Genomic DNA, 21,533 nt, shown 5'->3' with positions numbered 1-21,533 from the left:
ATCTCTTTATATCCATCTACTCTCTCAACCCATACAAAATTTCTCCAATCACATTCTTATTCTGCTCATAGATCGCAGGAAGCTGACTCATTTCCAGAGGATTTGTACCTCTGCCTACTTCTATTGTCAGGCTGGGAATGTTTTTCTTCTGGATCGCCCAGTCTTTATATCCGGAGGGTTCGAGTTTGGTGTAGTCGGCATCTAATGGATATCCTGTGACGGCGGATGCCGACTCCGCAAACGCCTTACTTTCGTTTAACAAATCGCCGGTCTGTGCGAAATACCAATAGATTACTTCGCCCTGTGTATGATAGCTTACCGTTCGTTTGAAAGGGTACTGCTCAGTCAGTTTTATCAGCGCCTTTGCTTCTTCCGTAGACGCCGGAGATGTCCCCTTATAGTGATCGGAGGAAGGATGTCCCAGATGATCGTTGTAAGAATCCCACATTGCATCAAAATTTCGATTTATTTCCAGTTATTTTATTTAATCTTACCACATACAGAAGGTTTCTTCAACAATTTTCAATGTTTAACAAAAAGATTACCAAATAATTTATTATTTCATGAAAATAAACTGGCAATTTTCACCAGTATCTCCGCCGTCTTCTGAAGCGAATCCACCGGAATAAATTCATATTTTCCATGATAGTTATATCCGCCGGTGCAGAGGTTCGGGCACGGGAGCCCCATGTAGGAGAGGCGGGCGCCGTCGGTGCCGCCGCGGATCGGAACGACCTCCGGCTCGATGCCGCAGGCTGTCATCGCCTCTTTGGCGGTATCGATCAGGTACATGCACGGCTCAATTTTTTCTTTCATGTTGTAGTAGCTGTCCGTTACTTCGGCGATCACGGTGCCCTTACCGTATTTGCGGTTCAGGAAATCGGCGGCTTCGGCGAAAAATTTCTTTTTCTGTTCAAATTTTTCATGGTCGTGATCGCGGATGATATAATTTAACTGCGCCTCTTCTACATTTCCGCTCATTTCATCCAGGTGATAGAATCCCTCGTAACCCTCTGTGTACATCGGATTTTCGAAGACCGGCAGCAGGCTCTGAAATTCCATGCCGATGAGAAGGGCATTTTTCATCTTGAGCTTCGCATCACCCGGATGGATGCTGGCTCCCTGAATCCGGACTTTGCCGGAAGCGGCATTGAAATTTTCATATTCGATCTCGCCGATCGGACCGCCGTCTACCGTATAAGCAACCGCTGCACCGAAGTCTTTCACATCGAAGTGATCCGCGCCGCGTCCGATCTCCTCGTCCGGCGTAAATCCAATGCAGATCTCGCCGTGCGGGATCTCCGGGTGGCTCAGGAAATATTCTGCCATCGTCATGATCTCCGCCACGCCTGCCTTATCGTCGGCGCCCAGAAGCGTGGTTCCGTCGGTTACGATCAGATCCTGACCTTTTAAGTCGGCTAAAAACGGAAATTCTGAAACTTTCATGACAATTTGTTTTTCTGCATTTAATACGATATCTTTGCCGTCATATGCCTGGACGATGCGCGGCTTTACGTTTGTTCCGGTTAAGGACGGCGCGGTGTCCATGTGGGAAATGAAGCCAAGTGCCGGGATGGTGGTTTTCTGTCCAATGCCGGATGCACCGTGAGCAGAGGTACTGCCTGTATTATCCGGAATGCGTGCAAACAAGTATCCGTACTCGCTCATCCGCACATCGGATGCACCCATTTCTTCCAGCTCGCGTTTCAGCTCATTGGCTAACAGAAGCTGTTTTTTTGTGCTCGGGCAGGTGTCATATGCCTCGTCTGACTGCGTATCATATGATACATATTTCAAAAAACGTTCTACGGCTGTTGTCATGAAAAATCATCCTCTCTTTCTCCTAAATCCCGGCTCAGCGGTTCCAGATAATGGACTAATATATCCCGGTGGCTTTTGATGCGCCACGTTTTATCCATTTCCTCATATGTAAAACTCTTTCGTCCGCCCTGCTGCATCCGCTCCCAGTATGCGTCCAGATGGAAAAATGGCAGGTAGTAAAGTTCATCCCTCTGTGAAAAATATATAATTAAGAAAGCAATTCCGCCCTGCTCTTCAAATTCCCGCATAAATGCGACCTGATGCGGATGGACGTTCTGCAGTGGAAATGTATCTGCCGCACATTCTTTCGCATCAAAGCAGACCGGGACGCCCTGAATCGCGCCGATGTAATCGACGGTACTCTTCTGGTCGAAATACGCCAGCGTGATATGGCGGCTGGTTTTATCGATCGAGACGGGTGTGATCGGCGTCGGGATTTTCTGGATCAATGCCAGCTTTTTCTCACGGTAAAGATCGTTTGTGTGGTTTATCATATCCTCCAGGGTTGAACCACGAAGTCCCCGGCTGTTCCAAGTCCCCATGTTGTTGCTCCTCCACTTATTTTTTTGATTTTTCGCACAACTTAAAATTTACAGGCGATGATTGGCTGGGCGTTTTGGAGCTGATTTCATCATCTCTTCCATCCGTTTCATTTCCGCCGGCATAGGCGCGGTAAATTCTTTGCCCGCCAGATATGAAAGCGGCTCGGAGATCGTTTCCGGCATTACCAGCCGCCACGCATGAAGCATCTGCGAACGGACACCGAAGCGTTTCTTCACTTCCTCATTGACCCGGGGATCACCGTACTTCGGATCCCCGGCGATCGGGTGCCCGATGGATGCCAGGTGGGCGCGGATCTGGTGGGAACGACCGGTGATCAGGTGGACCTCCAGAAGGGTATATCCATTTCCAGACGCCAGCGGTCTGTATGCAGTCCGGATCGGCAGACTTCCAGGGGTCTCCTCTTTTCGGATCGACACCTGATTCGTCTTTTCATTTTTCGTCAGCCATCCCTCGATCCGGGCTTCGCCTTTTACGATTCCCCGCACGACGCAGACATAATATTTTCCCAGACTCCGATCCTTGATGACTTCGGACATGATCTGCAGTCCCGGCAGGGAACGTCCAGCTGCCACGATGCCGCTTGTGTTGCGGTCGAGGCGGTTGCAGACGGACGGACGGAAGCACGCCAGGTCCTCTTTCTTTAATTTGCCGGAATCCAGCAGATAGTCGATCAGGTATTCAACCAGCGATTCATCCGTCTCTTTCGCTTTCTGGGACAGCATTCCAGATGGCTTATTGATCAGTAAAATATGTTCGTCCTCATAGACGATATCGAGCTTTTTCTTTTGAACCTTCTGAATCTTCACTTCCGAAAACTTCTCGATCGTCTCCTCTGCCAGAAACAGCTTGATCTCATCGCCCTCGGTCAGATGTTCGGAACCGTCGCATTTTTTTTCGTTCAGGGTAATATTTTTTTTCCGCATCATTTTATAAATGAAGCTTTTTCCCGCCAGATTCAGATATTTTGCCAGCAGCTTGTCCAGGCGCTGCCCCGCCTCATTTTTAGATACTGTCAGCATCCGCATGGCTGCCGCCTCCCTTTTTTACATCGATAATCCTTTTATTACGCGCACGCCGTACTCTACAGTTCCATCGTCCTCATACTCTGACGCCGGTTTCAGGCTGTGAATCCGCTTGTCAAAGGTACTGCGTGAGGTCACGATTTTCAGGTTCGGATCCAGTTTGTTAGCCTTTAACAGTTCATTTAAACCTGCCTCCGCGCGCTTTACATTCAGCTTTGGATTAATGCAGTACACATAGATGCCGGTCGGGTGAACGACGGTCACATCGGACGGAATCACATCTTCCGGTGTCGTCAGAACCAGATCATAGAGAACTTCAAATTTTCCCTCATACGGCATATATGCCTCATGAAACGCCTGCTCCGGCGTATGGTATTTGAAAATGGCAATCAGCGGGGAAGCGAGATTCGCCGCCGGAAGTACTGTGACGATCGCCATGACCGTCAGAATTTTTTTGACGGAATCATTGTCTGTAAAAGACCGCCCAACCAGCTGTGCGATGATAAATAACGCCAGAAGTGCGATGATAAAAAGCTGTTTCCGCTTGAAATGATTGCGGTAGCCATAATCGCCTTTTTTTATCTTTTTCACGGTGTAAAAATCCTTTCTATCATGTTTTTATTGAATGATACTAGCTTTTTGTCTGATTTAATGGTTTAATGCCTGCATCGCGCGCAGAATCCACTCATGCGGCACTACCTTGCAGAGCACAAAGAATGCCTTCATCCAAACGCCGTAAACCGACACGCTTTTTCCCGCCATACAGTCGCGGATGGCAAGTTTTACAACTTTGTGCGGATCTGCCATCACCAGACGCTTATAAAGAGGAATCTCCCCGGTTGTCTCGGCAATGTCGAAAAACTCGGTTTTGACCGGTCCGGGGCAGACCGCCGTCACACCGATTCTGCGCAGGCGGAGTTCTTCCCGCAGGGCGCGGCTGTAGCTTAAGACAAATGCCTTGGTTGCCGCATAGATGGCAAATCCCGGCTGCGGCAGAAAGGAGGCTGCTGACGCGAACTGGAGAATCCGGCTGTTTTCGCTCATATAGGGAAGCACCATATGCGTGACCGCGCACAGCGCCTTGCAGTTGAGCTCTACCATTCCCGTTTCATCGTCAAGCGGCAGGTTCCCGACCGTTCCGATTTTACCAAAGCCGGAAGCATTTACCAAAAGTTTTACGTTGGGCTTGCGCGCCGCCAGCTCGTTTTCCAGCGTCTCCCGCTGGGATGCATCCGTCAGATCGATGGCGAAACACCGCGCCGGGATCGGCAGCGTCCGTTCCAGCTCCTGCATCCGGTCCATCCGGCGGGCAATCAGCCAGACTTCCTGAAGTCCCGAAAAGCGATCCGCCAGCTGTCTGGCTGCCTCGCGCCCCATGCCGGAAGAGGCACCTGTAATTATCGCAATTTTCATGAGAAATTCCTCCCGTCTCAAGTATGTACGCTCGGAGTCGTTCCTTCATTCCGAGCGTACATACGTTTTATTTCTTCTTGTGCACGTTCCGGATGGTTTTTTTCTTTCCGCTTCCGCTGCTCTTTTCACCTACAGCGCCGCCAAATCCCCCCGCATTTCGTCCATTTCCATTTACGCCGGTCTGTTTGTGCCCGGTCATACCGCCCACAGCCGGTCTTTTGGCGTCTTTTGCACGATTGGCAGCAGCCGGTTTTGCCGTCTGGCTGCCATGATGCGCCCCTTTATATCCGCCAGCCGAGAAATCGCGTCCTTTGATCTGCCGCGGACGGATCAGGCATTTCTTATCAAAACCGATCAGATCCGTTCTGCCTGCCAGACGGAGTGCTTCCAGCACCAGATCATAGTTTTTCGGATTGCGGTACTGGATCAGCGCACGCTGCATCGCTTTCTCATGCGGGTTGGTTGGCACGTACACTTTTTCCATCGTGCGCGGATCATATCCCGTGTAATACATACACGTAGACAGTGTGGATGGCGTCGGATAGAAATCCTGCACCTGCTCCGGCATGTAGCCGAGGTCGCGCAGATATTCTGCCAGTTCGATCGCCTCCTTGAGCGTGGAACCCGGATGGGAGGACATCAGGTACGGAACGAGGTACTGCTTCATTCCCAGCGAGTCATTCATCGCTGCATATTCCTTCATGAACTGGCGGTAAACCTTATTCTCCGGTTTTCCCATCCGTTTTAATACATTATCCGATATATGTTCCGGCGCTACCTTGAGCTGTCCGCTGACATGGTACTGACAAAGCTCCCTCAAGAATGCCCGGTTTTTCTCCGCCAGCAGATAATCGAAACGGATACCCGAACGGATGAAAACTTTTTTTACCTTCGGAATCGCCCGCAGCTTCTTTAACAGGGAAATATAGTCGCTGTGATCGGCATTCATGTTTTTGCACGGTTGCGGGAACAGGCACTGTTTGTGCGGACAGGCACCGTAGGTCATCTGTTTTTCGCATGCCGGGTGACGGAAGTTTGCGGTCGGACCGCCGACATCGTGGATGTAGCCCTTGAAATCTGGTTCCTGGGTCAAAAGTTCTGCTTCCTGAATAATTGATTCATGGCTGCGGGTCTGCACGATGCGTCCCTGATGGAAGGTCAGCGCACAGAAGCTACATCCGCCGAAGCATCCGCGGTTGCTGATCAGGCTGAATTTTACTTCCGTGATCGCTGGAATACCACCCGCTGCATCATAACACGGATGCCAGGTTCTCATGTATGGAAGTGCGTAGACATCGTCCATCTCTTCCTGGGTCAGTGGTTTCGCCGCCGGATTCTGCACCACATAGAGGCGGTCGCTGTACGGCTCAACGAGGCGTTTTCCCGAAAATGGATCGGTGTTGCTGTACTGGGTGTAAAAGCTCTCCGCATACGTCTTTTTATCGGAGGAAACCTCGCGGTAAGACGGCAGACGGATTTCGTCGTAAACAGAATCCAGGTTTTCCGCCTTATAAACAGTTCCCTCGATGAAGGTGATATCCTTTGCCTCGATGCCGCTGGCCAGTGCATCTGCGATCTCCACGATCGAGCGCTCGCCCATTCCGTAGGAAATCAGATCTGCCTGGGAATCCAGCAGAATGGACCGTTTCATTTTTCCAGACCAGTAATCATAATGTGCCAGACGCCGCAGGCTGGCTTCGATACCGCCGAGAATGATTGGCTTTTTCGACCAGGTGCGGATCAGGTTGGAATAGACGATCGTCGCATAATCCGGACGTTTTCCCATCTCGCCGCCCGGTGTGTAGGAATCCTTTGCGCGGCGCTTTTTCGAAACCGAATAATGGTTTACCATCGAGTCCATATTTCCGGCGCTCACAAGCCATCCGAGACGCGGTTCGCCCAGAATCTGAATGGATTCCTGATTCTTCCAGTCCGGCTGGGCGATGATGCCTACTTTATAGCCGTGCGCTTCGAGCATACGGCTGATGATCGCGTGGCCGAACGACGGATGATCGACATACGCATCCCCGCACACGTAGACAAAATCGCAGCTCTCCCAGCCGCGCTTGTCCATATCCGCCCTGCAGATCGGTAAAAAATCATGTATCATTTTATCTTGCCCCCTGTATCAGTTCCCGGTAGTCCCGGATATAAAAATCAGCTAATTCTTTCTTTTCTTCGATCATGGAAAGTGAAAATACGTCCTCGACCGCGCCGACGCGCATACCAGCCCGTTTTCCAGCCAGAATCCCCGCCGGGACATCCTCAAATACCAGACATTTTTCCGGCTGTACGCCCAGATCCGCCGCCACCTTCAGATAGATATCCGGCGCCGGTTTTCCTGCCGCCACCTCACAGGCAGTTGCCACCACACCGAAATAGGAACGGATATCCAGAGAATCCAGCACAGCTGCTACCATATCCTGTGCATTGCTCGTCGCAATTCCCATGCGGATTCCTTTTTTCTTTAAAAATGGAAGAAATTCCGCAACCCCCGGTTTCAGCGGCACCTCATGGCGGTATTTATCGATCGACATTTCAATCCAGATCGCCTTGATCGCATCCAATGTCATCGGCAGCTGGAAGCGCTCTTTAAAATAGATTGCTGTCTCGGAAAAACTCATGCCCTCAATCACCTTCTGGAGATCCTCCGGACAGTCATAGCCGTAACGCTTTAAAAATTCCACGTCGATCGCTTTCCACATCCACATGGAATCGACCAGGGTGCCGTCGAGATCGAAGAGGACGGCATCTACTGTGTTCCAGTTGATTTCAGGAGGTGTGTTATTTTGGGTGTCTGACAAATTTTCGTCATTCGATACACAATTTTGTGAGGTTAGCGTTCTTTCTTTTAACGCTCTAATTTCATCTTCCGTCAGCGCCCGGTACTCTCCCGTCGCCAGTGCCTCATCCAGGACAAGCGGTCCCATCGAAAGGCGTTTCAGGTAAATGACTTCGCCGCCCTCTGCCTCAAACATCCGCTTTACCTGATGAAATTTTCCTTCATGGATGGTCAGGCGCGCCTCGCAGAGGTCTTCTCCTGCGTCGTTCCATTTTTTCTCGATCACAAGCTCTGCCGGCCGTACCGGTGTGCCATCCGTCAGCGTCAGTCCCGCCTGAAAGCGCGCTTCGATTCCTTCTTTCAGTGTTCCCTTTACGCGTGCAAAATAGACCTTATCCACGTGTTTTTTCGGTGCCAGAAGCTCATGCGCCAGCGCACCGTCGTTCGTGATGAGAAGCAGTCCTTCCGTATCAATATCGAGGCGTCCGACCGGGAAGAGGTCTTTTCGCTTTGCTTCATCAATAAGGTCAATGACAGTCTGATAGCGCCCGTCTTCCGTTGCGGAAACGACGCCCTGTGGTTTATTTAACATATAATATTCCGTGTCTGCCCAGCCAACCGGCTGTCCATCCAGTGTAACCCGGGTTTCGTCCGGGAATATTTTCCGGTCAGACTCGCGGCAGACGGTTCCATCGACCAGAACCCGCCCTTTGCGGATCATCTCTTTTACCTGACTGCGCGTTCCCTGCTTCATCTCTGCCAGGAAACGGTCTAAACGTATACTTTTACCCTGTCCCATCACTGCCACCTCCATCCGGGATTGTATTTATTTTTAAGCTGACCGCCCCGTTTCTGCGCCCAGCCAAGTGGAAATCCATCCACACAGATTAGTACAAGACCATCTGCTGCCTCTTCCTCTGCGGCTGTCAATGTCTCGCCCTTTAAATAGCGGATCGTGCGCTCATCCGAGGCATTAAAATTTAAGGAATTTACAAATTCCTGCATCCGCAGGTTCATTGCCAGCGCCTGGGATGGTTCAAACCGCCCTTTTTTCAGTTCTCCGAGCAGAAGCCCGGTACGCAGACAGCGGAGCGGCTTAAAATAGCGTGTATTGTCGCCTGCCAGCGCTGCCGGGAGGTAATAGATGCGCTCGCTGTCACGGTAGAATTGCTCCGGATTCCAGGTTCTTACCGGAAGCTGGCGCAGAAACTCAAACAAGGGGGAAAAGTCCTCGGCGGTCTGGTTTTGCGCCACGTTTTTTCCTTTTCCAAACGTTTTCCCTTTCGCTTTTCCGGAAGCCATCTGTCTGGATTTACCGTCTTCCGCCACACGGCACAACCGCGCTTCTATTTCCTCTACCAAAAGTGGATCGCTCAATGCTTTCTCACCGGCATTTTCCAAATCCTTGACATTTGCGTCTGGTTTCTCCGTCCGCTTCTCCAACAGCGCAACAAAATGTCCTTCGCCCTCCAGACGGTGCGGAAACAATCTCAGACAGCCCTCAATGCCACGGCTTCCCTCAAAGCCATATTCCGGTTTCTGCGGCACGACCGCCATCTGCGGATATTTCTCCAGAATATACTCGATCGTTCCCTCGTCCTCGTCCCTGTCAAAGGTACAGGTCGAATAAACCAGTTTTCCGCCCGGCGCAAGCATCTGCACGGCACAGTCGAGAATCTGGCGCTGCAGCGGCGCATAATAATCGGGACCTTTTTCGTTCCAGCTCTTTACCATCGACGGATCGCGGCGGAACATACCTTCGCCGGAGCACGGCGCATCGACCAGAATCTTATCAAAAAACTCCGGCAGGATGCCAGCCATTTTTTCCGGTGCCTCGCTCGTTACACAGATATTTCCCGCTCCGAACATTTCCAGATTTTTAAGAAGCGCTTTTGCGCGCGAATTGCTGATATCATTGGAAAACAGGACACCTGTACCGGCTAATTTCGCCGCCAGTTCCGTACTTTTACCGCCCGGTGCCGCGCACAAATCCAGAACCCGGTCGCCCGGCTTGATCGGCAGCCATGCCGCCGGTGACATCGCACTCGGTTCCTGCAAATAGTAGAGTCCCGCGTAGTACCACGGATGCCTGGATGGGCGTTCGCCCTGATAATAAAAACCGTTCTTCGTCCACGGCACTGGTTTCAAATTCCAGTCCGCCGTCTGTGCCATCTCTAAAAACTGTTCCGGTGTCAGTCTGCCCGTGTTGACGCGCAGCCCTGAACGCGGCTCTTCCTCATACGAAGCCAGATACTCAGGGTATTCCTCCCCCAGAAATTGTTTCATTTTTTCAAGAAATTCTTCCGGCAGTTCTCGGTAATCCAATCGTTTTCCTCCTGTTTTTGTCTATTGCTCTGTATATCCATTTATAATCGTGATTCGAAAGACTTTTTCTTCGCGCTCATTCGTTCTTTCTTTGTTCGGTATTCCGGTTTTCAGGCTTCCAAAAGGAATGAGCCATTTTCTGTCTACATATATATAATCTATCTTTATATTACTTTTTAATGATAGAAAGGCGCTCCCATGCCATATATAAAAAAAATATTATCCGCCCTGTTCCCAGCACTTATCCTGTCGCTTCTGCTCTCGCATCCGCGTCTCTCTGCGGATGGGGCACAGAAAGGACTTCTTTTATGGTTCAATACGGTCTTTCCGACGTTATTTCCCTTTATGCTCTTCTCAAAGCTTTTAGCTGAACACGGCGGCGTCCAGCTGCTTCTAGCGCCATTTCACCCGGTTTTGAAACATCTTGGGATGTCTGTCTACAGCGGCTATGCCCTGCTTGCCGGGCTGCTCTGCGGTTACCCGATGGGAATGAAAACTGCCGCTGATTTTAACCGGAAATCGCTGCTTTCGGCACATGAAAAACGGCTTCTGACCGCCATCAGCGCTTCGCCAAGCCCCATGTTTATCGCCGGATATGCTGCACCTAGGCTGAACCCGGCAGTTCCGTCAAACTATCTGGTTCTGGCACTATATACGCCGCTTTTATTGGTTGGAAGTCTCCTATGCATTTATAATAAAGTAACTTCTTTTAGCCTTCAAAACCGATTTTTTTCGAAAGAAACCGGCTCTGTCAAGCCCGCCCGCACAAAATCCACATCCGTCTCCGTTCCCGCTTCCTTCGACACCATCCTGATGGACTGCATCGAACTGCAGGTCCGCATCGGCGGTTTGATCATGCTGTATTCGATCCTCGCTGCCTTTGCCGACGCCTTCTGTTCCGGCACGCTGCGTCTGTTTCTGATCGGGACGGCTGAAATGACAACCGGCATCGATGCGATCGCCCGTTCTGGTTCCATATTCAGTATCCCGGTTCAATCCGGCGCGATGGCGGCATGTGCTGCGTTCGGCGGGTTATCCGGGATCGCCCAGACAAATTCAGTCATACGGGACAGCCGAAAAGACAGAGAAAAAAATGCCGGACTTTCCATCCGGCATTATGTACTGTGGAAACTGGTTCACGCCAGTCTCTCGTTCGTTCTCTTTATTCTGCTGCTTCGCCGGATGCCGCCTGTGTAGCGGCCGCTGCTGCCTCGGCGCCTGTGTTCTCCTCCGGCTCGGTCACGACACTGCCAGCCAGCTCATTGCGGTTGGAAGATACGACATCGTAGCTGGACTGCATCGAACTCATGTAAGACTCGAAACGGCTCTGCGCGCCCTCCATCGAATGCTTGATGATGGTCTGCAGGCTGCGGAGCATGTCGTCCGTGTACTGAACGGAACCCTGGCGGATATTGTTTGCCTCTGTGACAGCGTTGTCCACGATCTGCTGTGCCTGTGCATTTGCCTGCTCAATAATGCTATTTGCTTCTGCATATGCACGCTGCATGATCTCATGCTCATTAACCAGCTCATTGGTCTGGGCGGTCGCCTCGGCTACCATCGCGTCTGCCTGGGAACGTGCCTCCTGCAGAATCGCATCCTGGTTGCTGATGATCTTCTGATATTTCTTGATCTCCTCCGGAATGCGAAGACGCAGTTCCACGAGCAGTTCTTCAATCTCTTCTTTATTTACTAAAATCTTCGTGTTGGACAGCGGCTGAAACTTGCAGCTGTCGATATAATCTTCAATTTCTGTGATGATCTGTTCAATTCTGCTCATAGCTTTTCTCCTTACTTACATTCCCTGTCTTCCTGAAGCGCCTCGTATTTCTCCTGTACTTGTTTTGCAATGACCGGATCGAGAAATTCGGAAATGTCTCCGCCGTACATCGCAACCTCTTTTGCCATACTGGAACTTAAATACGCGTATTTAAGGTTCGTTGTCAGAAACAGGGTATCTATTTCGGGTGCAATCACCCGGTTCATCTGCGCGAGCTGCAGCTCATATTCGAAATCCGTGATCGCACGCAGACCACGCACGATGACCTTTGCGTGATTCTGGCGCATGAAATCGACCAGAAGTCCGTCAAACGACTGCACCTCCACGTTAGGAATGTCTTTTGTCACTTCCTCTAACATCTTAACACGTTCTTCGACAGAAAACAACGGAGATTTTGCGTTATTACACAAAACTCCCACGATGACCTGATCAAAAATTTCGGAGGATCGCTTTATAATATCAAAATGTCCGAGCGTCACCGGATCAAAGCTGCCCGGATAAATGGCTGTTTTCATCTTTTTTTCTCCTTTGGTATTCAAGCTTTTCGGATAAACAGATGTTTATTCGTCTTATATATCTTCTCTTTTTCGAGATGGTATCCCAGTTCTGAAAGGTAGCTGCACCCGGTCTCTTTCGATGCCTCTGTGATGATCATCGTATGTTCATCTGCCAGGGACGAATGCGCCAGATAAGTAAGCACTTCTTTCTCCCAGAGATGGTTGTACGGAGGATCCATAAAAATGAAATCAAACGCACTCTTCCGGTTTTCTATCCGTTTCAATGCATCCGAAATATCACAGTTTAACAGCGTCGCCTTATCCGCCAGGCGGGCCGCTTTCAGATTGTCACGGATGCAGTCCGCCGCTTTCGGATTCTTCTCCACAAAAACAGCTTCTTTTGCCCCGCGGCTTAAAGCTTCGATCCCGATCGCCCCGCTTCCGCTGAATAAATCGAGAAATGTGCATCCATAGATATCATTCTGAATCATATTAAAAAGAGTTTCTTTGATACGGTCCGTCGTCGGTCTCGTATCCATTCCCTCGATCGTCTTTAAAGTAAGCCTTCTGGCACTTCCTGCTATTACCCGCATGGATTTTTCTCCATCTTACTAGAAATATTAATGTATTTTGAACTGCAACCGTAAAATTCACCAAACAGTTTGCGTATTTTTTAACACTACATCTGTTCTATTATAGTATGAGTTTTACTGATATACAAGCATAAAATCGGATCAATACTAACTTTTTTCCCTACATTGTGGGTGTTTTGCCCCAAAATGTCAATTTGCACAAAACCTTCTAGTGTATTTCACTTTTAAGATCCGCATACTGAGAATGTAACAAAAAGAGACACCCGGACAAACGAAAGTTTGAAGGGGCACACGCAAAAAAGGAGGCGTCTGTTATGTCTAGTTCCAACAACACTAACAAAACCAATGTACCGGAAGCCAAGGAGGCGATGAACCGCTTTAAGATGGAGGTTGCCAATGAGATTGGCGTTCCGTTAAGCGAGGGCTACAATGGTAACCTGACCTCCGCACAGGCTGGTTCCGTCGGCGGCTATATGGTCAAAAAGATGATTGAGGAACAGGAAAAAAAGATGGCTGGTAAATAAGGCATCGTAGGGCTCTTCTGAATCTTCGCTGAAACGGCGAAAAAAACGGCAGCAGCATGATTGACAAAACCGGACTTGAACGACCGATTTTCAATCATGCTGCTGTTCTTTTCTGCAAAACATTCATTCACTTGTTTGACAGACAGATTGCATACTTACTTTAGCGATAAAAATGCCGCCAGATTCCCCCTCTTATCTCCCATCACGCGGTGTGAATATAAAAGATCCGGATTGCATTTCGTACATACATTCGTCACAGCCAGATGCTCCGGTAAAATTCCGGCATCCAGGAGCACCAGGCGGTTCGCGCCCCAGAGGTCAAGCTGATACTTACCATTCCCCTTATTCATGAGAATCGATTTCCCATTCCAGGAATAACAGGATGTTGAATCATCCTGACTGATTTCTGCTCCAAATTCTTCTTTAAATGCATCTGCCACATCCTCACTGACCTCATAACAGTCCCGGCAGATGCTCGGTCCGATGCAGACGCGCAGATCCTCCGGCTTCGTGCCGAACGCCTCTCCCATCGCCTCGATCGTTTTCTGTCCCATCCGGTGAACGGTTCCCTTCCAGCCGGAATGCGACAGTCCGATCGCACGATGCACCGGATCTACAAAATATAATGGTACACAGTCCGCAAAAAATGTAACCAGCGTCAGCCCCGGCACGTTTGTGATAAGCCCGTCGATGTTTTCATAATCGCGTTCCCGCCAGATTCCTTTTCCAGCGTCCGCTTCCGTAACAAGACGGATATTCGTCGTGTGCGTCTGATGGCTGAGCACCATCTTTGACACATCCGTTCCCAGAATTCGCGCCATTTTCCGGTAATTTTCAAGCACATCGTCCCGGTTGTCGCCGCGCGTCAGCGAAAAGTTCATCGTACTGAAATACCCCTTGCTCGCTCCGCCAAGCCGGGTAGAAAATGCGTGGCGCACCATCCTGGTCTGCTCTAAGAGCGGGAAGGTAAAATAAGCCACTCCGTTTGATTCATGAAGGGTAATTGGTGCCGGATGAACTGTTTTTTGTATATAGGTAAGCGCCATGATTGTCACATCCTTTTTCTGTCTCTTGCTCAAATCTGATTGTGCAGTTTTTGAATTCTCTCATTTGTAATTATCCGCACCAGAACGCGTCCCGAATTAATCTCACGTTACTGCCAAGCACCGCCACCACATCAAACCGGCACGGCGTGTCCTCGGAAATATGATAACGCGTCATATAATACCGGGCGGTACGAAGAATCCGCGCTTGCTTGCGGGCATCCACTGCCTCCGCCGGATCGCCTTCGTGTTCATCGCGGCGGTATTTGACCTCGATAAAAACCAGGTAGTCTCTATCTCTTGCGATAATATCAATTTCACCCTGGCGACAGCGGAAATTCCGGCAGAGAATCTGATAACCGTGCCGGGTGAGATATTCACACGCCAGAGTTTCATATTCAGTTCCGATGGCACGGCGGTTGAATGAATTTCCATGAAGATGAAAGTTTCTTTCTCCCATTCAGCTCCCTTTCTGTTATTTCATTCCCTGCATCGCGGCTTCCTCGCCCAGCAGCTTCTTCAAAAAGGTTCTCCGGTGGATCGGGCATGGACCATAGGTTAAAATTGCCTCGTTATGCATCTTGGTTCCGTATCCTTTATGCTTCGCAAACCCGTATTCCGGATAGATTTTATCGTACTCCATCATCATATGATCCCTCGTCACTTTTGCCAGGATACTGGCTGCCGCGATCGAGACACTTTTTGCATCGCCCTTGATAATCTTAATCTGCTTTTCCTCCGAAATCCCCGGAATGATGACCGCGTCATTTAAAAAGATATCCGGCTCCTGCGGAAGCTGTGCGACTGCCTGACGCATTGCTTCATAGGTCGCCTGCAAAATATTGATGGAATCGATCACCTCCGGGCTTACAATTCCAATTCCGTAGGCAGCTGCCTTTTCTTTGATTTCCAGAAACAATTCTTCCCGGCATTTTTCCGACAATTTTTTGGAATCGTTCAGCCGCAGAATCGTACAGTCTTTCGGAAGTACCGCGACCGCCGCCACCACCGGACCGGCTAATGGACCTCTGCCCGCCTCATCAATGCCGCAGACGATCCCTGCACTTTCGTACTGATGTTCATAGGCGCGCATTCCTTCGAGACGCGCCAGTTCTGCTTCCAGTTTTTCTCCTGTTAGTTTTCTCATGTTTTCCTATACCTCCGGCACTTCCAGTGTCACGCGCCCCAGTTTGCCGCTGCGGAAGTCATCTAATAGGAAGCCAGCCGCTTTTTTCGTATCCAGCTCGCTGCCCTTTAAAAGACAGGAACGTGCCCTTGCGATTTCACGCAGAATTTCCCAGGCTTTTTTTGTATCTTCGCCGTCCCCAGCCGTATTCTCAACCAGCGTCACACCATACCGCTCTTCCAGGCGCTTTCCGTAACGTCCGGACATATTTTTGATCAGCTCGGCTGCCAGCTCTTCCTTATCCAGAATCTCATCGTTGATCGAGCCGATAAATGCAAGACACAGCCCCACATTCGGATCTTCAAATTTCGGCCAGAGGATTCCCGGTGTATCGAGAAGTTCCAGTGTCTTATTTAAGCGGATCCACTGGTTTCCCTTGGTAACACCCGGTTTATTTCCAGTCTTGGCGCAGGCTTTTCCGGCAAAGGAATTGATAAAGGTCGATTTTCCGACATTCGGAATGCCGACTACCATCGTCCGCACCGGGCGGTTTTTGATACCGCGGCGGCGGTCACGCTCAATTTTCTCTTTGCATGCCTCCTGCACCAGCGGCTGGATCTGCTTCATTCCCATGCCGCTGCGCGCGTTGATGCGGAGTGCATGGATGCCCTGCTCCTTAAACCATGCGATCCAGCGCTCTGTACAGCCGTCGTCCGCCAGATCCGCCTTATTTAAAAGGACAATCCGTCCCTTTCCCTTCGCAAGCTCATCAATATCCGGGTTGCGGCTGCCGAGCGGCACGCGCGCATCCACCAGCTCAATCACCAGATCGATCAGCTTGATATCTTCCTTCATGGCTCTTTTTGCCTTTGTCATATGTCCAGGGTACCATTGTATCTGCATGAAATTTTCTTCCTTTCTTAGAACCTATCTCGACGAAATCAACCCAAACCGGCTAACCGGCTGGATCCGCAGCCAGACCTTTCCTTTGATCTGCCGGAACTTCACATTTCCCACATTGGAAAAGCGGCTGTCCTCACTGCCGGAGCGGTTGTCACCCAGCAGAAAATATTCGTTTTTATCCAGACTAATCGGATATTCCGCCAGTCCAGCCAGAGCCGCCTTACCCAAGTCGTTCGGGGCGTCTAATTTTTCATTATTAATGTAAATATAACCGTCCTTGATCTGCACCGTCTCACCTGGCAGTCCGATGACGCGTTTTATATTGTAATTTCCCGTTTCTTTTTCAAATACGATAATGTCATAGCGCTTTGGGCGCATCACGCGGTAACTCAGGCGGTTCATCAGAACCTTTTCGTTCTGCGACAACACCGGTTCCATTGATTGACCGCTCACCCGTATCTGTGTCCCCATCGCAAACACGGCGAACCACGCGATCGAAATTACCACCGCGATATCCACGATCCATCCAACCACCAGACGGATGCGGTTTTTATCCTCTTTCAGCTCCATATGTCACTCCCTCTCTATCCGTTCCCCATGAATCATCGCTCATGTCGCAAGCGACCGCGCTCGGCGCGAGAATATGCCAGGGCACATTCTTTTTTATAATAGGGAATCACAAGGAATTTCCTATTACACGAAAAAAAGCTGCTGCACAGCTCCTCCCGCCGCGCCGGACACACATAACCGCATATCCGGATGCACAGCGGGCTGACCTGTACAGCAGCCCCATCCGCTTCAGAAATTATTTTACTAACTCTTTTACCTTCGCTGCCTTGCCGATTCTGGATCTCAGGTAGTTCAGTTTTGCTCTTCTTACTTTACCTCTTCTTACTACTTCAACGTTCTCTACAGACGGAGAATGTAACGGCCAGGTCTTCTCTACACCAACACCGTTGGAGCTCTTTCTAACAGTGAAAGTCTCGCGAACGCCGCCGTTCTGTCTCTTAATAACAGTTCCCTCGAAAACCTGAATTCTCTCACGGTTTCCCTCTTTGATCTTAGCAGATACACGTACTGTATCGCCTACGTTGAAACTCGGAACGGTTTCCTTTAACTGAGCTGCTTCAATGTTCTTAATAATCTCGTTCATCTTTGTGAACCTCCTTTAAAATCTTTGATGTTCTTAATACGATCTTTTATCCCGTAAAAACGTGCTTCCTGTAACAGCGGAACATCTCTTTATTTCACAGAATATGATTCTATCATAGAAATCCTTGATTTGCAAGGACTTTCTTCTCTCTTTTTTAGAGTTTTTTTGTTTCTTTTTCCTCTTTCTGACGAATCAGCTCTTCCAGATATTTCTTCTCTTTCTTATCCAGAACCGCATCTTTTAAAAGATCCGGGCGGCGTTCCAGCGTCCGTTCGATCGATTTCTGACGGCGCCAGGTCTCGATATTTTTGTGATGCCCGGTCAGAAGTACGTCCGGGACCGCCTTATCCATAAATACAACCGGGCGGGTGTACTGTGGATATTCCAGCAGATTGTCGTGAAATGACTCAAATTCCGCGGATACGTCATTATTTAACACACCAGGCACCAGACGGGAAATGCAGTCGATCATAACCATCGCCGGAAGCTCACCGCCCGTCAGGACATAATCACCGATCGAGAGATAGTCGGTCACAACCAGCTCTAACGCGCGCTCATCGATCCCCTCATAATGCCCGCAGAGGAACACCAGATCCTCTTCTTTCGCCAGTTCTTCCGCGATTTTCTGGTTGAAAACCTGCCCCTGCGGAGTCAGATAGATCACGCGCGGACGTTTTCCGGTGCGCGCCGCCAGGTCTTCATATGCATCGTAAATCGGTTCCGGCTGCATCACCATACCGGCGCCGCCGCCATAGGGCGCATCGTCTACATGATGGTGTTTGTCCTTCGAGTAATCGCGGATATTGACCGCCTCAACCGAGATCAGCCCTTTGTCAATCGCACGCCCCGTAATACTTGTGTTCAGTCCCCCCATTACCATCTCCGGGAACAGGGTCAGAATATGAAAATTCATCCGTTTCTCCTATATTTATACAGCACTTTCACAACGGTACTTTTATTTTAGGATTGTCATTCCATTTACAGATCCAGAAGCCCGTCCATGATATGTACCGTTACAGTGCCAGACTCCAGATCGACATTCAGGATGCATTCCTTGATGGACGGGAAGAGGTATTCTTTGCCCTCAGGTCCTTCGATCAGATATACGTCGTTAGCTGCTGTCTGAAGGATATCTTTCACCGTACCGAACTCCTCGCCCTCGTCCGTCAGCACTTTCAGACCAATCAAATCGGCAATGAAATTCTCATCCGGATTCAGTTTCACCGCCTGATCGCGGGTGATCAGAATATCCTTATTACGGAACGGCTCGCAGTCCTCAATCCGGTTCATCTCTTTAAATTTAAGAATGACCATATTTTTGAAAAAACGCGCCTGTTCCACGGTCACCGGCATTTTTTCTTTTCCAGTGTCGATATACGCTTTTTTTAATTTTTTAAAGCGATTCACATCATCGGTGGTAGGGAATACTTTCACATCTCCGCGCAGACCATGCGGGGACGTAATTACACCAACTCTCAGATAATCAACCATTCTGTAATCCTCCTGTATGAAATAAAAAAGCCGGACACCCTTTCAGGCAGCCGGCTTTTCAGCTTCGTCTGTATTACTGAATCTCTACAATAACTTTCTTGTCTTCCTTGGATGAAGCCGCCTTGACAACCGAGCGAATCGCTTTCGCGATACGACCCTGTTTTCCAATTACCTTACCCATATCGGCCGGTGCAACGGAAAGCTCGATTACAGTCTCATCGTCTTTGACCGATTCTGTAACCACTACCTCGTCCGGGTTCTCAACCAGTGCTTTCGCGATAACTTCTACTAATTCTTTCATACCTTTGCACCTCACAGGTCAGTATGCTTGATTTACTGGATACCAGCGATCTTTAAGAGTTTACCAACAGTCTCTGTCGGCTGAGCGCCTGTTGCTAACCATTTCTTAGCAGCTTCCTCGTCGAATTTCAGAGTGCTCGGCTCTGTGTTCGGATCGTAGATACCGATCTCCTCGATGAATCTGCCATCTCTCGGGGATCTGGAATCTGCAACAATAATTCTATAGAAAGGAGCTTTCTTCTGACCCATTCTTCTTAATCTCATCTTTACCATTTTAAATTACCTCCTGAAATTTTCCTTATTTCCTTAAATTATAAAATATAGCTAATGCACACTGCATCTACTAACACTTGTTTAAAACGGTAGCTTCATCTTGCCAAGCATACCGCCGAGTCCGCCAAGACCCTTGCGTTTTCCGCCACCTGCCATGCCCGGAAGCTGTTTCATCAGCTTTTTCATATCTCCGAACTGTTTTACCAAGCGGTTGACTTCTGCGATGTCCACGCCTGCGCCCTGTGCGATTCGTTTCTTGCGGGACGGATTCATCAGATCCGGGTTGCGCCGCTCTTCGGCTGTCATCGAAAGGATGATCGCCTCCACGCGTCCCATCGTCTTCTCATTTTCATCTAAATCCAGACCTTTAAGCTGTCCCATACCCGGCATCATGCTCATGATGCTCGCCATACCGCCCATTTTCTTGATCTGGTTCATCTGATCGAGGAAGTCGTTGTAATCAAATTCTGCCTTCTTAATCTTGCGACCGAGTTCTTTTGCCTTCTCCTCGTCGATCACAGCAGATGCTTTGTCGATGATGGAAAGGACATCGCCCATGCCTAAGATTCGGGAAGCCATACGATCCGGGTAAAACTGTTCCAAATCGGAAAGCTTCTCACCCATACCGACATAGAGAATCGGTTTTCCGGTTACCGCCTTGATAGAAAGAGCCGCACCGCCTCGCGTATCGCCATCCATCTTTGTCAGAACTACACCGTCAATGCCGATTTTGTCATTAAACATGCTCGCTACATTGACTGCATCCTGACCAGTCATGGCATCTACAACGAGAAGTGTCTGATAGACGTCCACATTCTCTTTGATCTCAACCAGCTCATCCATCATCGCTTCATCGATGTGGAGACGACCGGCTGTATCGATGATAACCACATTGTTGCCATTTTTCGCTGCGTGCTCAACCGCCGCCTTTGCGATATTGACCGGTTTGTGGTTCGTTCCCATCGCAAATACGGGAACACCCTGTTTTTCACCATTTTTCTGCAGCTGTTCGATTGCCGCCGGTCGATAGACATCACATGCTGCCAGCAATGGGTTTCTTCCCTTTGCCTTGAGCTTTCCGGCAATCTTTGCCGTCGTGGTCGTCTTACCAGCACCCTGGAGACCTGCCATCATGATGACGGTAATCTCATTGCCCGGTTTTAACGCAATCTCTGTCATCTCGGAGCCCATCAGCTTGACCAGCTCGTCGTTGACAATCTTTATTACCATCTGTCCTGGATTCAGACCATTTAAAACGTCTGTTCCAATCGCCCGTTCCTGTACAGAACTGATAAACTGTTTTACTACCTTGAAGCTTACATCCGCTTCCAGAAGGGCCATCTTGACTTCTTTGAGCCCGGCTTTTACGTCGCTCTCGCTGAGTCGTCCCTTGCCTGTCAGGTTTTTAAACACATTCTGCAGTTTGTCTGCCAAGCTTTCAAATGCCATCAAAAACCTCCCGCATTATAAATCCAATATCTCGTTTGAGATTCGCCCGATTGCCTCAATCAGCGCCTGATTCTGAGTCCGGCTAAATTCTTCCGTCAACCGATGAATCTCAGTTACTTTTTCCTTGGTTTTCTGGAACTTGGCAATCAGCCCAAGCTTTTCCTCATAACCAAGAAGTGTACGGTCACAGCGCCGGATCAGATCATGCACACCCTGACGGGTAATGCCCTGTTCATCTGCAATCTCACTGAGGGATAGATCGTTAAATACCACATCCTCATATACACTTTGCTGATGCTTTGTCAGGAGTTCTCCGTAGAAATCATACAAAAGACCCTGTTCAACAATTTTTTCCATTCCTCATCACCTGTGTTATCATACACGATAATCTAATTGGTGTCAAGTATTTTTTCTTTACACGAATCAGATTATCAAACGAATTATTTTTTATGCTGCTCTGTTTGTGTTTTCTTT

At 49.3% G+C, this 21,533-nt stretch carries 26 protein-coding genes; 2 read left to right on the top strand and 24 right to left on the bottom strand.

What is annotated here, in order from left to right; genetic code table 11:
- Positions 1-16 precede the first annotated feature (16 nt).
- From PUQ60_RS00715 to PUQ60_RS00670, 9 genes are all read right to left on the bottom strand, one after another.
- Positions 17-469: a M14 family zinc carboxypeptidase gene (locus PUQ60_RS00715; protein WP_273379908.1), complete on the bottom strand. Its 453-nt coding sequence runs from the start codon at positions 467-469 to the stop codon at positions 17-19.
- Positions 470-561: 92 nt separating this feature from the next.
- The gene (pepT, locus tag PUQ60_RS00710) at positions 562-1,821 is read right to left on the bottom strand and encodes a peptidase T (protein WP_273379873.1); all 1,260 of its coding nucleotides are present in this window, start codon (positions 1,819-1,821) and stop codon (positions 562-564) included.
- Complete coding sequence (locus PUQ60_RS00705) at positions 1,818-2,363, bottom strand: Holliday junction resolvase RecU (RefSeq protein ID WP_022358599.1); 546 nt, start codon at positions 2,361-2,363, stop codon at positions 1,818-1,820. The genes pepT and PUQ60_RS00705 overlap by 4 nt, the downstream gene beginning before the upstream one ends.
- Positions 2,364-2,411: 48 nt before the next feature.
- Entirely contained in the window at positions 2,412-3,410 is a 999-nt protein-coding gene (locus tag PUQ60_RS00700) for an RluA family pseudouridine synthase (protein ID WP_273379877.1), read from the bottom strand.
- Between the two features lie 18 nt (positions 3,411-3,428).
- A complete protein-coding gene (locus PUQ60_RS00695; protein WP_273379879.1) occupies positions 3,429-3,998 on the bottom strand; it encodes an O-linked GlcNAc transferase-like protein in 570 nt (189 codons plus the stop codon).
- Between the two features lie 57 nt (positions 3,999-4,055).
- Positions 4,056-4,820, bottom strand: coding sequence for an SDR family NAD(P)-dependent oxidoreductase (locus PUQ60_RS00690; RefSeq protein WP_022358596.1), 765 nt, complete (start codon positions 4,818-4,820; stop codon positions 4,056-4,058).
- Positions 4,821-4,887: 67 nt separating this feature from the next.
- Positions 4,888-6,930: a YgiQ family radical SAM protein gene (locus PUQ60_RS00685; RefSeq protein WP_273401113.1), complete on the bottom strand. Its 2,043-nt coding sequence runs from the start codon at positions 6,928-6,930 to the stop codon at positions 4,888-4,890.
- Between the two features lies 1 nt (position 6,931).
- Positions 6,932-8,401: a pseudouridine synthase gene (locus PUQ60_RS11435; protein WP_337955610.1), complete on the bottom strand. Its 1,470-nt coding sequence runs from the start codon at positions 8,399-8,401 to the stop codon at positions 6,932-6,934.
- A complete protein-coding gene (locus PUQ60_RS00670; protein WP_273379883.1) occupies positions 8,401-9,927 on the bottom strand; it encodes an RsmB/NOP family class I SAM-dependent RNA methyltransferase in 1,527 nt (508 codons plus the stop codon). The genes PUQ60_RS11435 and PUQ60_RS00670 overlap by 1 nt, the downstream gene beginning before the upstream one ends.
- 198 nt (positions 9,928-10,125) lie before the next feature.
- Here PUQ60_RS00670 and PUQ60_RS00665 point away from each other — a divergent pair, with 198 nt between their 5' ends.
- Positions 10,126-11,124 (top strand): nucleoside recognition protein, encoded by a 999-nt coding sequence (locus PUQ60_RS00665; RefSeq protein WP_273379886.1) that lies wholly within the window; start codon positions 10,126-10,128, stop codon positions 11,122-11,124.
- Here the strand turns inward: PUQ60_RS00665 and PUQ60_RS00660 are convergent.
- The 3 genes from PUQ60_RS00660 to rsmD are packed head-to-tail and all read right to left on the bottom strand — an operon-like array spanning position 11,090 to position 12,797.
- Positions 11,090-11,707, bottom strand: a complete 618-nt coding sequence (locus tag PUQ60_RS00660; RefSeq protein WP_022358776.1) for a hypothetical protein — start codon at positions 11,705-11,707, stop codon at positions 11,090-11,092. The two genes, PUQ60_RS00665 and PUQ60_RS00660, sit on opposite strands and share 35 nt — an antisense overlap.
- A gap of 11 nt (positions 11,708-11,718) precedes the next feature.
- On the bottom strand, positions 11,719-12,222 hold the full coding sequence (gene coaD, locus PUQ60_RS00655; protein WP_273379889.1) for a pantetheine-phosphate adenylyltransferase: 504 nt from the start codon (positions 12,220-12,222) through the stop codon (positions 11,719-11,721).
- 20 nt (positions 12,223-12,242) lie between these two features.
- Positions 12,243-12,797, bottom strand: coding sequence for a 16S rRNA (guanine(966)-N(2))-methyltransferase RsmD (rsmD, locus tag PUQ60_RS00650; protein ID WP_022358774.1), 555 nt, complete (start codon positions 12,795-12,797; stop codon positions 12,243-12,245).
- Positions 12,798-13,111: 314 nt separating this feature from the next.
- Here rsmD and PUQ60_RS00645 point away from each other — a divergent pair, with 314 nt between their 5' ends.
- Positions 13,112-13,321 (top strand): alpha/beta-type small acid-soluble spore protein, encoded by a 210-nt coding sequence (locus PUQ60_RS00645; RefSeq protein WP_022358773.1) that lies wholly within the window; start codon positions 13,112-13,114, stop codon positions 13,319-13,321.
- Between the two features lie 155 nt (positions 13,322-13,476).
- Here the strand turns inward: PUQ60_RS00645 and pgeF are convergent, their stop codons facing one another.
- The 12 genes from pgeF to ylxM form a co-directional block, all read right to left on the bottom strand.
- Positions 13,477-14,367 (bottom strand): peptidoglycan editing factor PgeF, encoded by an 891-nt coding sequence (gene pgeF, locus PUQ60_RS00640; RefSeq protein ID WP_118637268.1) that lies wholly within the window; start codon positions 14,365-14,367, stop codon positions 13,477-13,479.
- A 70-nt stretch (positions 14,368-14,437) separates the two neighbouring features.
- Positions 14,438-14,824, bottom strand: coding sequence for a YraN family protein (locus tag PUQ60_RS00635; RefSeq protein ID WP_106999914.1), 387 nt, complete (start codon positions 14,822-14,824; stop codon positions 14,438-14,440).
- A gap of 15 nt (positions 14,825-14,839) precedes the next feature.
- Entirely contained in the window at positions 14,840-15,511 is a 672-nt protein-coding gene (locus PUQ60_RS00630; protein ID WP_117795445.1) for a ribonuclease HII, read from the bottom strand.
- A gap of 6 nt (positions 15,512-15,517) precedes the next feature.
- On the bottom strand, positions 15,518-16,393 hold the full coding sequence (ylqF, locus tag PUQ60_RS00625; protein ID WP_022358769.1) for a ribosome biogenesis GTPase YlqF: 876 nt from the start codon (positions 16,391-16,393) through the stop codon (positions 15,518-15,520).
- A gap of 24 nt (positions 16,394-16,417) precedes the next feature.
- Positions 16,418-16,963: a signal peptidase I gene (lepB, locus tag PUQ60_RS00620; RefSeq protein ID WP_106999916.1), complete on the bottom strand. Its 546-nt coding sequence runs from the start codon at positions 16,961-16,963 to the stop codon at positions 16,418-16,420.
- A gap of 235 nt (positions 16,964-17,198) precedes the next feature.
- Positions 17,199-17,546, bottom strand: coding sequence for a 50S ribosomal protein L19 (rplS, locus tag PUQ60_RS00615; RefSeq protein ID WP_022360232.1), 348 nt, complete (start codon positions 17,544-17,546; stop codon positions 17,199-17,201).
- Positions 17,547-17,700: 154 nt separating this feature from the next.
- Positions 17,701-18,459 (bottom strand): tRNA (guanosine(37)-N1)-methyltransferase TrmD, encoded by a 759-nt coding sequence (gene trmD, locus PUQ60_RS00610; RefSeq protein WP_022360233.1) that lies wholly within the window; start codon positions 18,457-18,459, stop codon positions 17,701-17,703.
- Positions 18,460-18,524: 65 nt separating this feature from the next.
- Positions 18,525-19,037, bottom strand: coding sequence for a ribosome maturation factor RimM (rimM, locus tag PUQ60_RS00605; protein WP_273379896.1), 513 nt, complete (start codon positions 19,035-19,037; stop codon positions 18,525-18,527).
- 73 nt (positions 19,038-19,110) lie between these two features.
- Positions 19,111-19,338: a KH domain-containing protein gene (locus PUQ60_RS00600; protein WP_022360235.1), complete on the bottom strand. Its 228-nt coding sequence runs from the start codon at positions 19,336-19,338 to the stop codon at positions 19,111-19,113.
- Between the two features lie 32 nt (positions 19,339-19,370).
- Complete coding sequence (gene rpsP, locus PUQ60_RS00595) at positions 19,371-19,610, bottom strand: 30S ribosomal protein S16 (protein WP_022360236.1); 240 nt, start codon at positions 19,608-19,610, stop codon at positions 19,371-19,373.
- A gap of 81 nt (positions 19,611-19,691) precedes the next feature.
- Entirely contained in the window at positions 19,692-21,059 is a 1,368-nt protein-coding gene (ffh, locus tag PUQ60_RS00590) for a signal recognition particle protein (RefSeq protein WP_118650829.1), read from the bottom strand.
- A gap of 15 nt (positions 21,060-21,074) precedes the next feature.
- Positions 21,075-21,416, bottom strand: coding sequence for a YlxM family DNA-binding protein (ylxM, locus tag PUQ60_RS00585; RefSeq protein WP_022360238.1), 342 nt, complete (start codon positions 21,414-21,416; stop codon positions 21,075-21,077).
- Positions 21,417-21,533: the final 117 nt, after the last annotated feature.

Source organism: Clostridium sp. AF02-29, from assembly GCF_934835585.1.
GTDB classification, from domain to species: Bacteria; Bacillota; Clostridia; order Lachnospirales; family Lachnospiraceae; genus Otoolea; species Otoolea fessa.
This window is presented reverse-complemented; position numbering and strand designations above follow the sequence as displayed.

What these genes read in the sequence shown, in the direction of transcription:
- pepT (WP_273379873.1), bottom strand. Translation starts at nt 1,821, where the DNA reads ATGACAACAGCCGTAGAACGTTTTTTGAAATATGTATCATATGATACG.
- PUQ60_RS00705 (WP_022358599.1), bottom strand. Translation starts at nt 2,363, where the DNA reads ATGGGGACTTGGAACAGCCGGGGACTTCGTGGTTCAACCCTGGAGGAT.
- PUQ60_RS00700 (WP_273379877.1), bottom strand. Translation starts at nt 3,410, where the DNA reads ATGCGGATGCTGACAGTATCTAAAAATGAGGCGGGGCAGCGCCTGGAC.
- PUQ60_RS00690 (WP_022358596.1), bottom strand. Translation starts at nt 4,820, where the DNA reads ATGAAAATTGCGATAATTACAGGTGCCTCTTCCGGCATGGGGCGCGAG.
- PUQ60_RS00685 (WP_273401113.1), bottom strand. Translation starts at nt 6,930, where the DNA reads ATGATACATGATTTTTTACCGATCTGCAGGGCGGATATGGACAAGCGC.
- PUQ60_RS11435 (WP_337955610.1), bottom strand. Translation starts at nt 8,401, where the DNA reads ATGGGACAGGGTAAAAGTATACGTTTAGACCGTTTCCTGGCAGAGATG.
- PUQ60_RS00665 (WP_273379886.1), top strand. Translation starts at nt 10,126, where the DNA reads ATGCCATATATAAAAAAAATATTATCCGCCCTGTTCCCAGCACTTATC.
- PUQ60_RS00660 (WP_022358776.1), bottom strand. Translation starts at nt 11,707, where the DNA reads ATGAGCAGAATTGAACAGATCATCACAGAAATTGAAGATTATATCGAC.
- coaD (WP_273379889.1), bottom strand. Translation starts at nt 12,222, where the DNA reads ATGAAAACAGCCATTTATCCGGGCAGCTTTGATCCGGTGACGCTCGGA.
- rsmD (WP_022358774.1), bottom strand. Translation starts at nt 12,797, where the DNA reads ATGCGGGTAATAGCAGGAAGTGCCAGAAGGCTTACTTTAAAGACGATC.
- PUQ60_RS00645 (WP_022358773.1), top strand. Translation starts at nt 13,112, where the DNA reads ATGTCTAGTTCCAACAACACTAACAAAACCAATGTACCGGAAGCCAAG.
- pgeF (WP_118637268.1), bottom strand. Translation starts at nt 14,367, where the DNA reads ATGGCGCTTACCTATATACAAAAAACAGTTCATCCGGCACCAATTACC.
- PUQ60_RS00635 (WP_106999914.1), bottom strand. Translation starts at nt 14,824, where the DNA reads ATGGGAGAAAGAAACTTTCATCTTCATGGAAATTCATTCAACCGCCGT.
- PUQ60_RS00630 (WP_117795445.1), bottom strand. Translation starts at nt 15,511, where the DNA reads ATGAGAAAACTAACAGGAGAAAAACTGGAAGCAGAACTGGCGCGTCTC.
- ylqF (WP_022358769.1), bottom strand. Translation starts at nt 16,393, where the DNA reads ATGCAGATACAATGGTACCCTGGACATATGACAAAGGCAAAAAGAGCC.
- lepB (WP_106999916.1), bottom strand. Translation starts at nt 16,963, where the DNA reads ATGGAGCTGAAAGAGGATAAAAACCGCATCCGTCTGGTGGTTGGATGG.
- rplS (WP_022360232.1), bottom strand. Translation starts at nt 17,546, where the DNA reads ATGAACGAGATTATTAAGAACATTGAAGCAGCTCAGTTAAAGGAAACC.
- trmD (WP_022360233.1), bottom strand. Translation starts at nt 18,459, where the DNA reads ATGAATTTTCATATTCTGACCCTGTTCCCGGAGATGGTAATGGGGGGA.
- rimM (WP_273379896.1), bottom strand. Translation starts at nt 19,037, where the DNA reads ATGGTTGATTATCTGAGAGTTGGTGTAATTACGTCCCCGCATGGTCTG.
- PUQ60_RS00600 (WP_022360235.1), bottom strand. Translation starts at nt 19,338, where the DNA reads ATGAAAGAATTAGTAGAAGTTATCGCGAAAGCACTGGTTGAGAACCCG.
- rpsP (WP_022360236.1), bottom strand. Translation starts at nt 19,610, where the DNA reads ATGGTAAAGATGAGATTAAGAAGAATGGGTCAGAAGAAAGCTCCTTTC.
- ffh (WP_118650829.1), bottom strand. Translation starts at nt 21,059, where the DNA reads ATGGCATTTGAAAGCTTGGCAGACAAACTGCAGAATGTGTTTAAAAAC.
- ylxM (WP_022360238.1), bottom strand. Translation starts at nt 21,416, where the DNA reads ATGGAAAAAATTGTTGAACAGGGTCTTTTGTATGATTTCTACGGAGAA.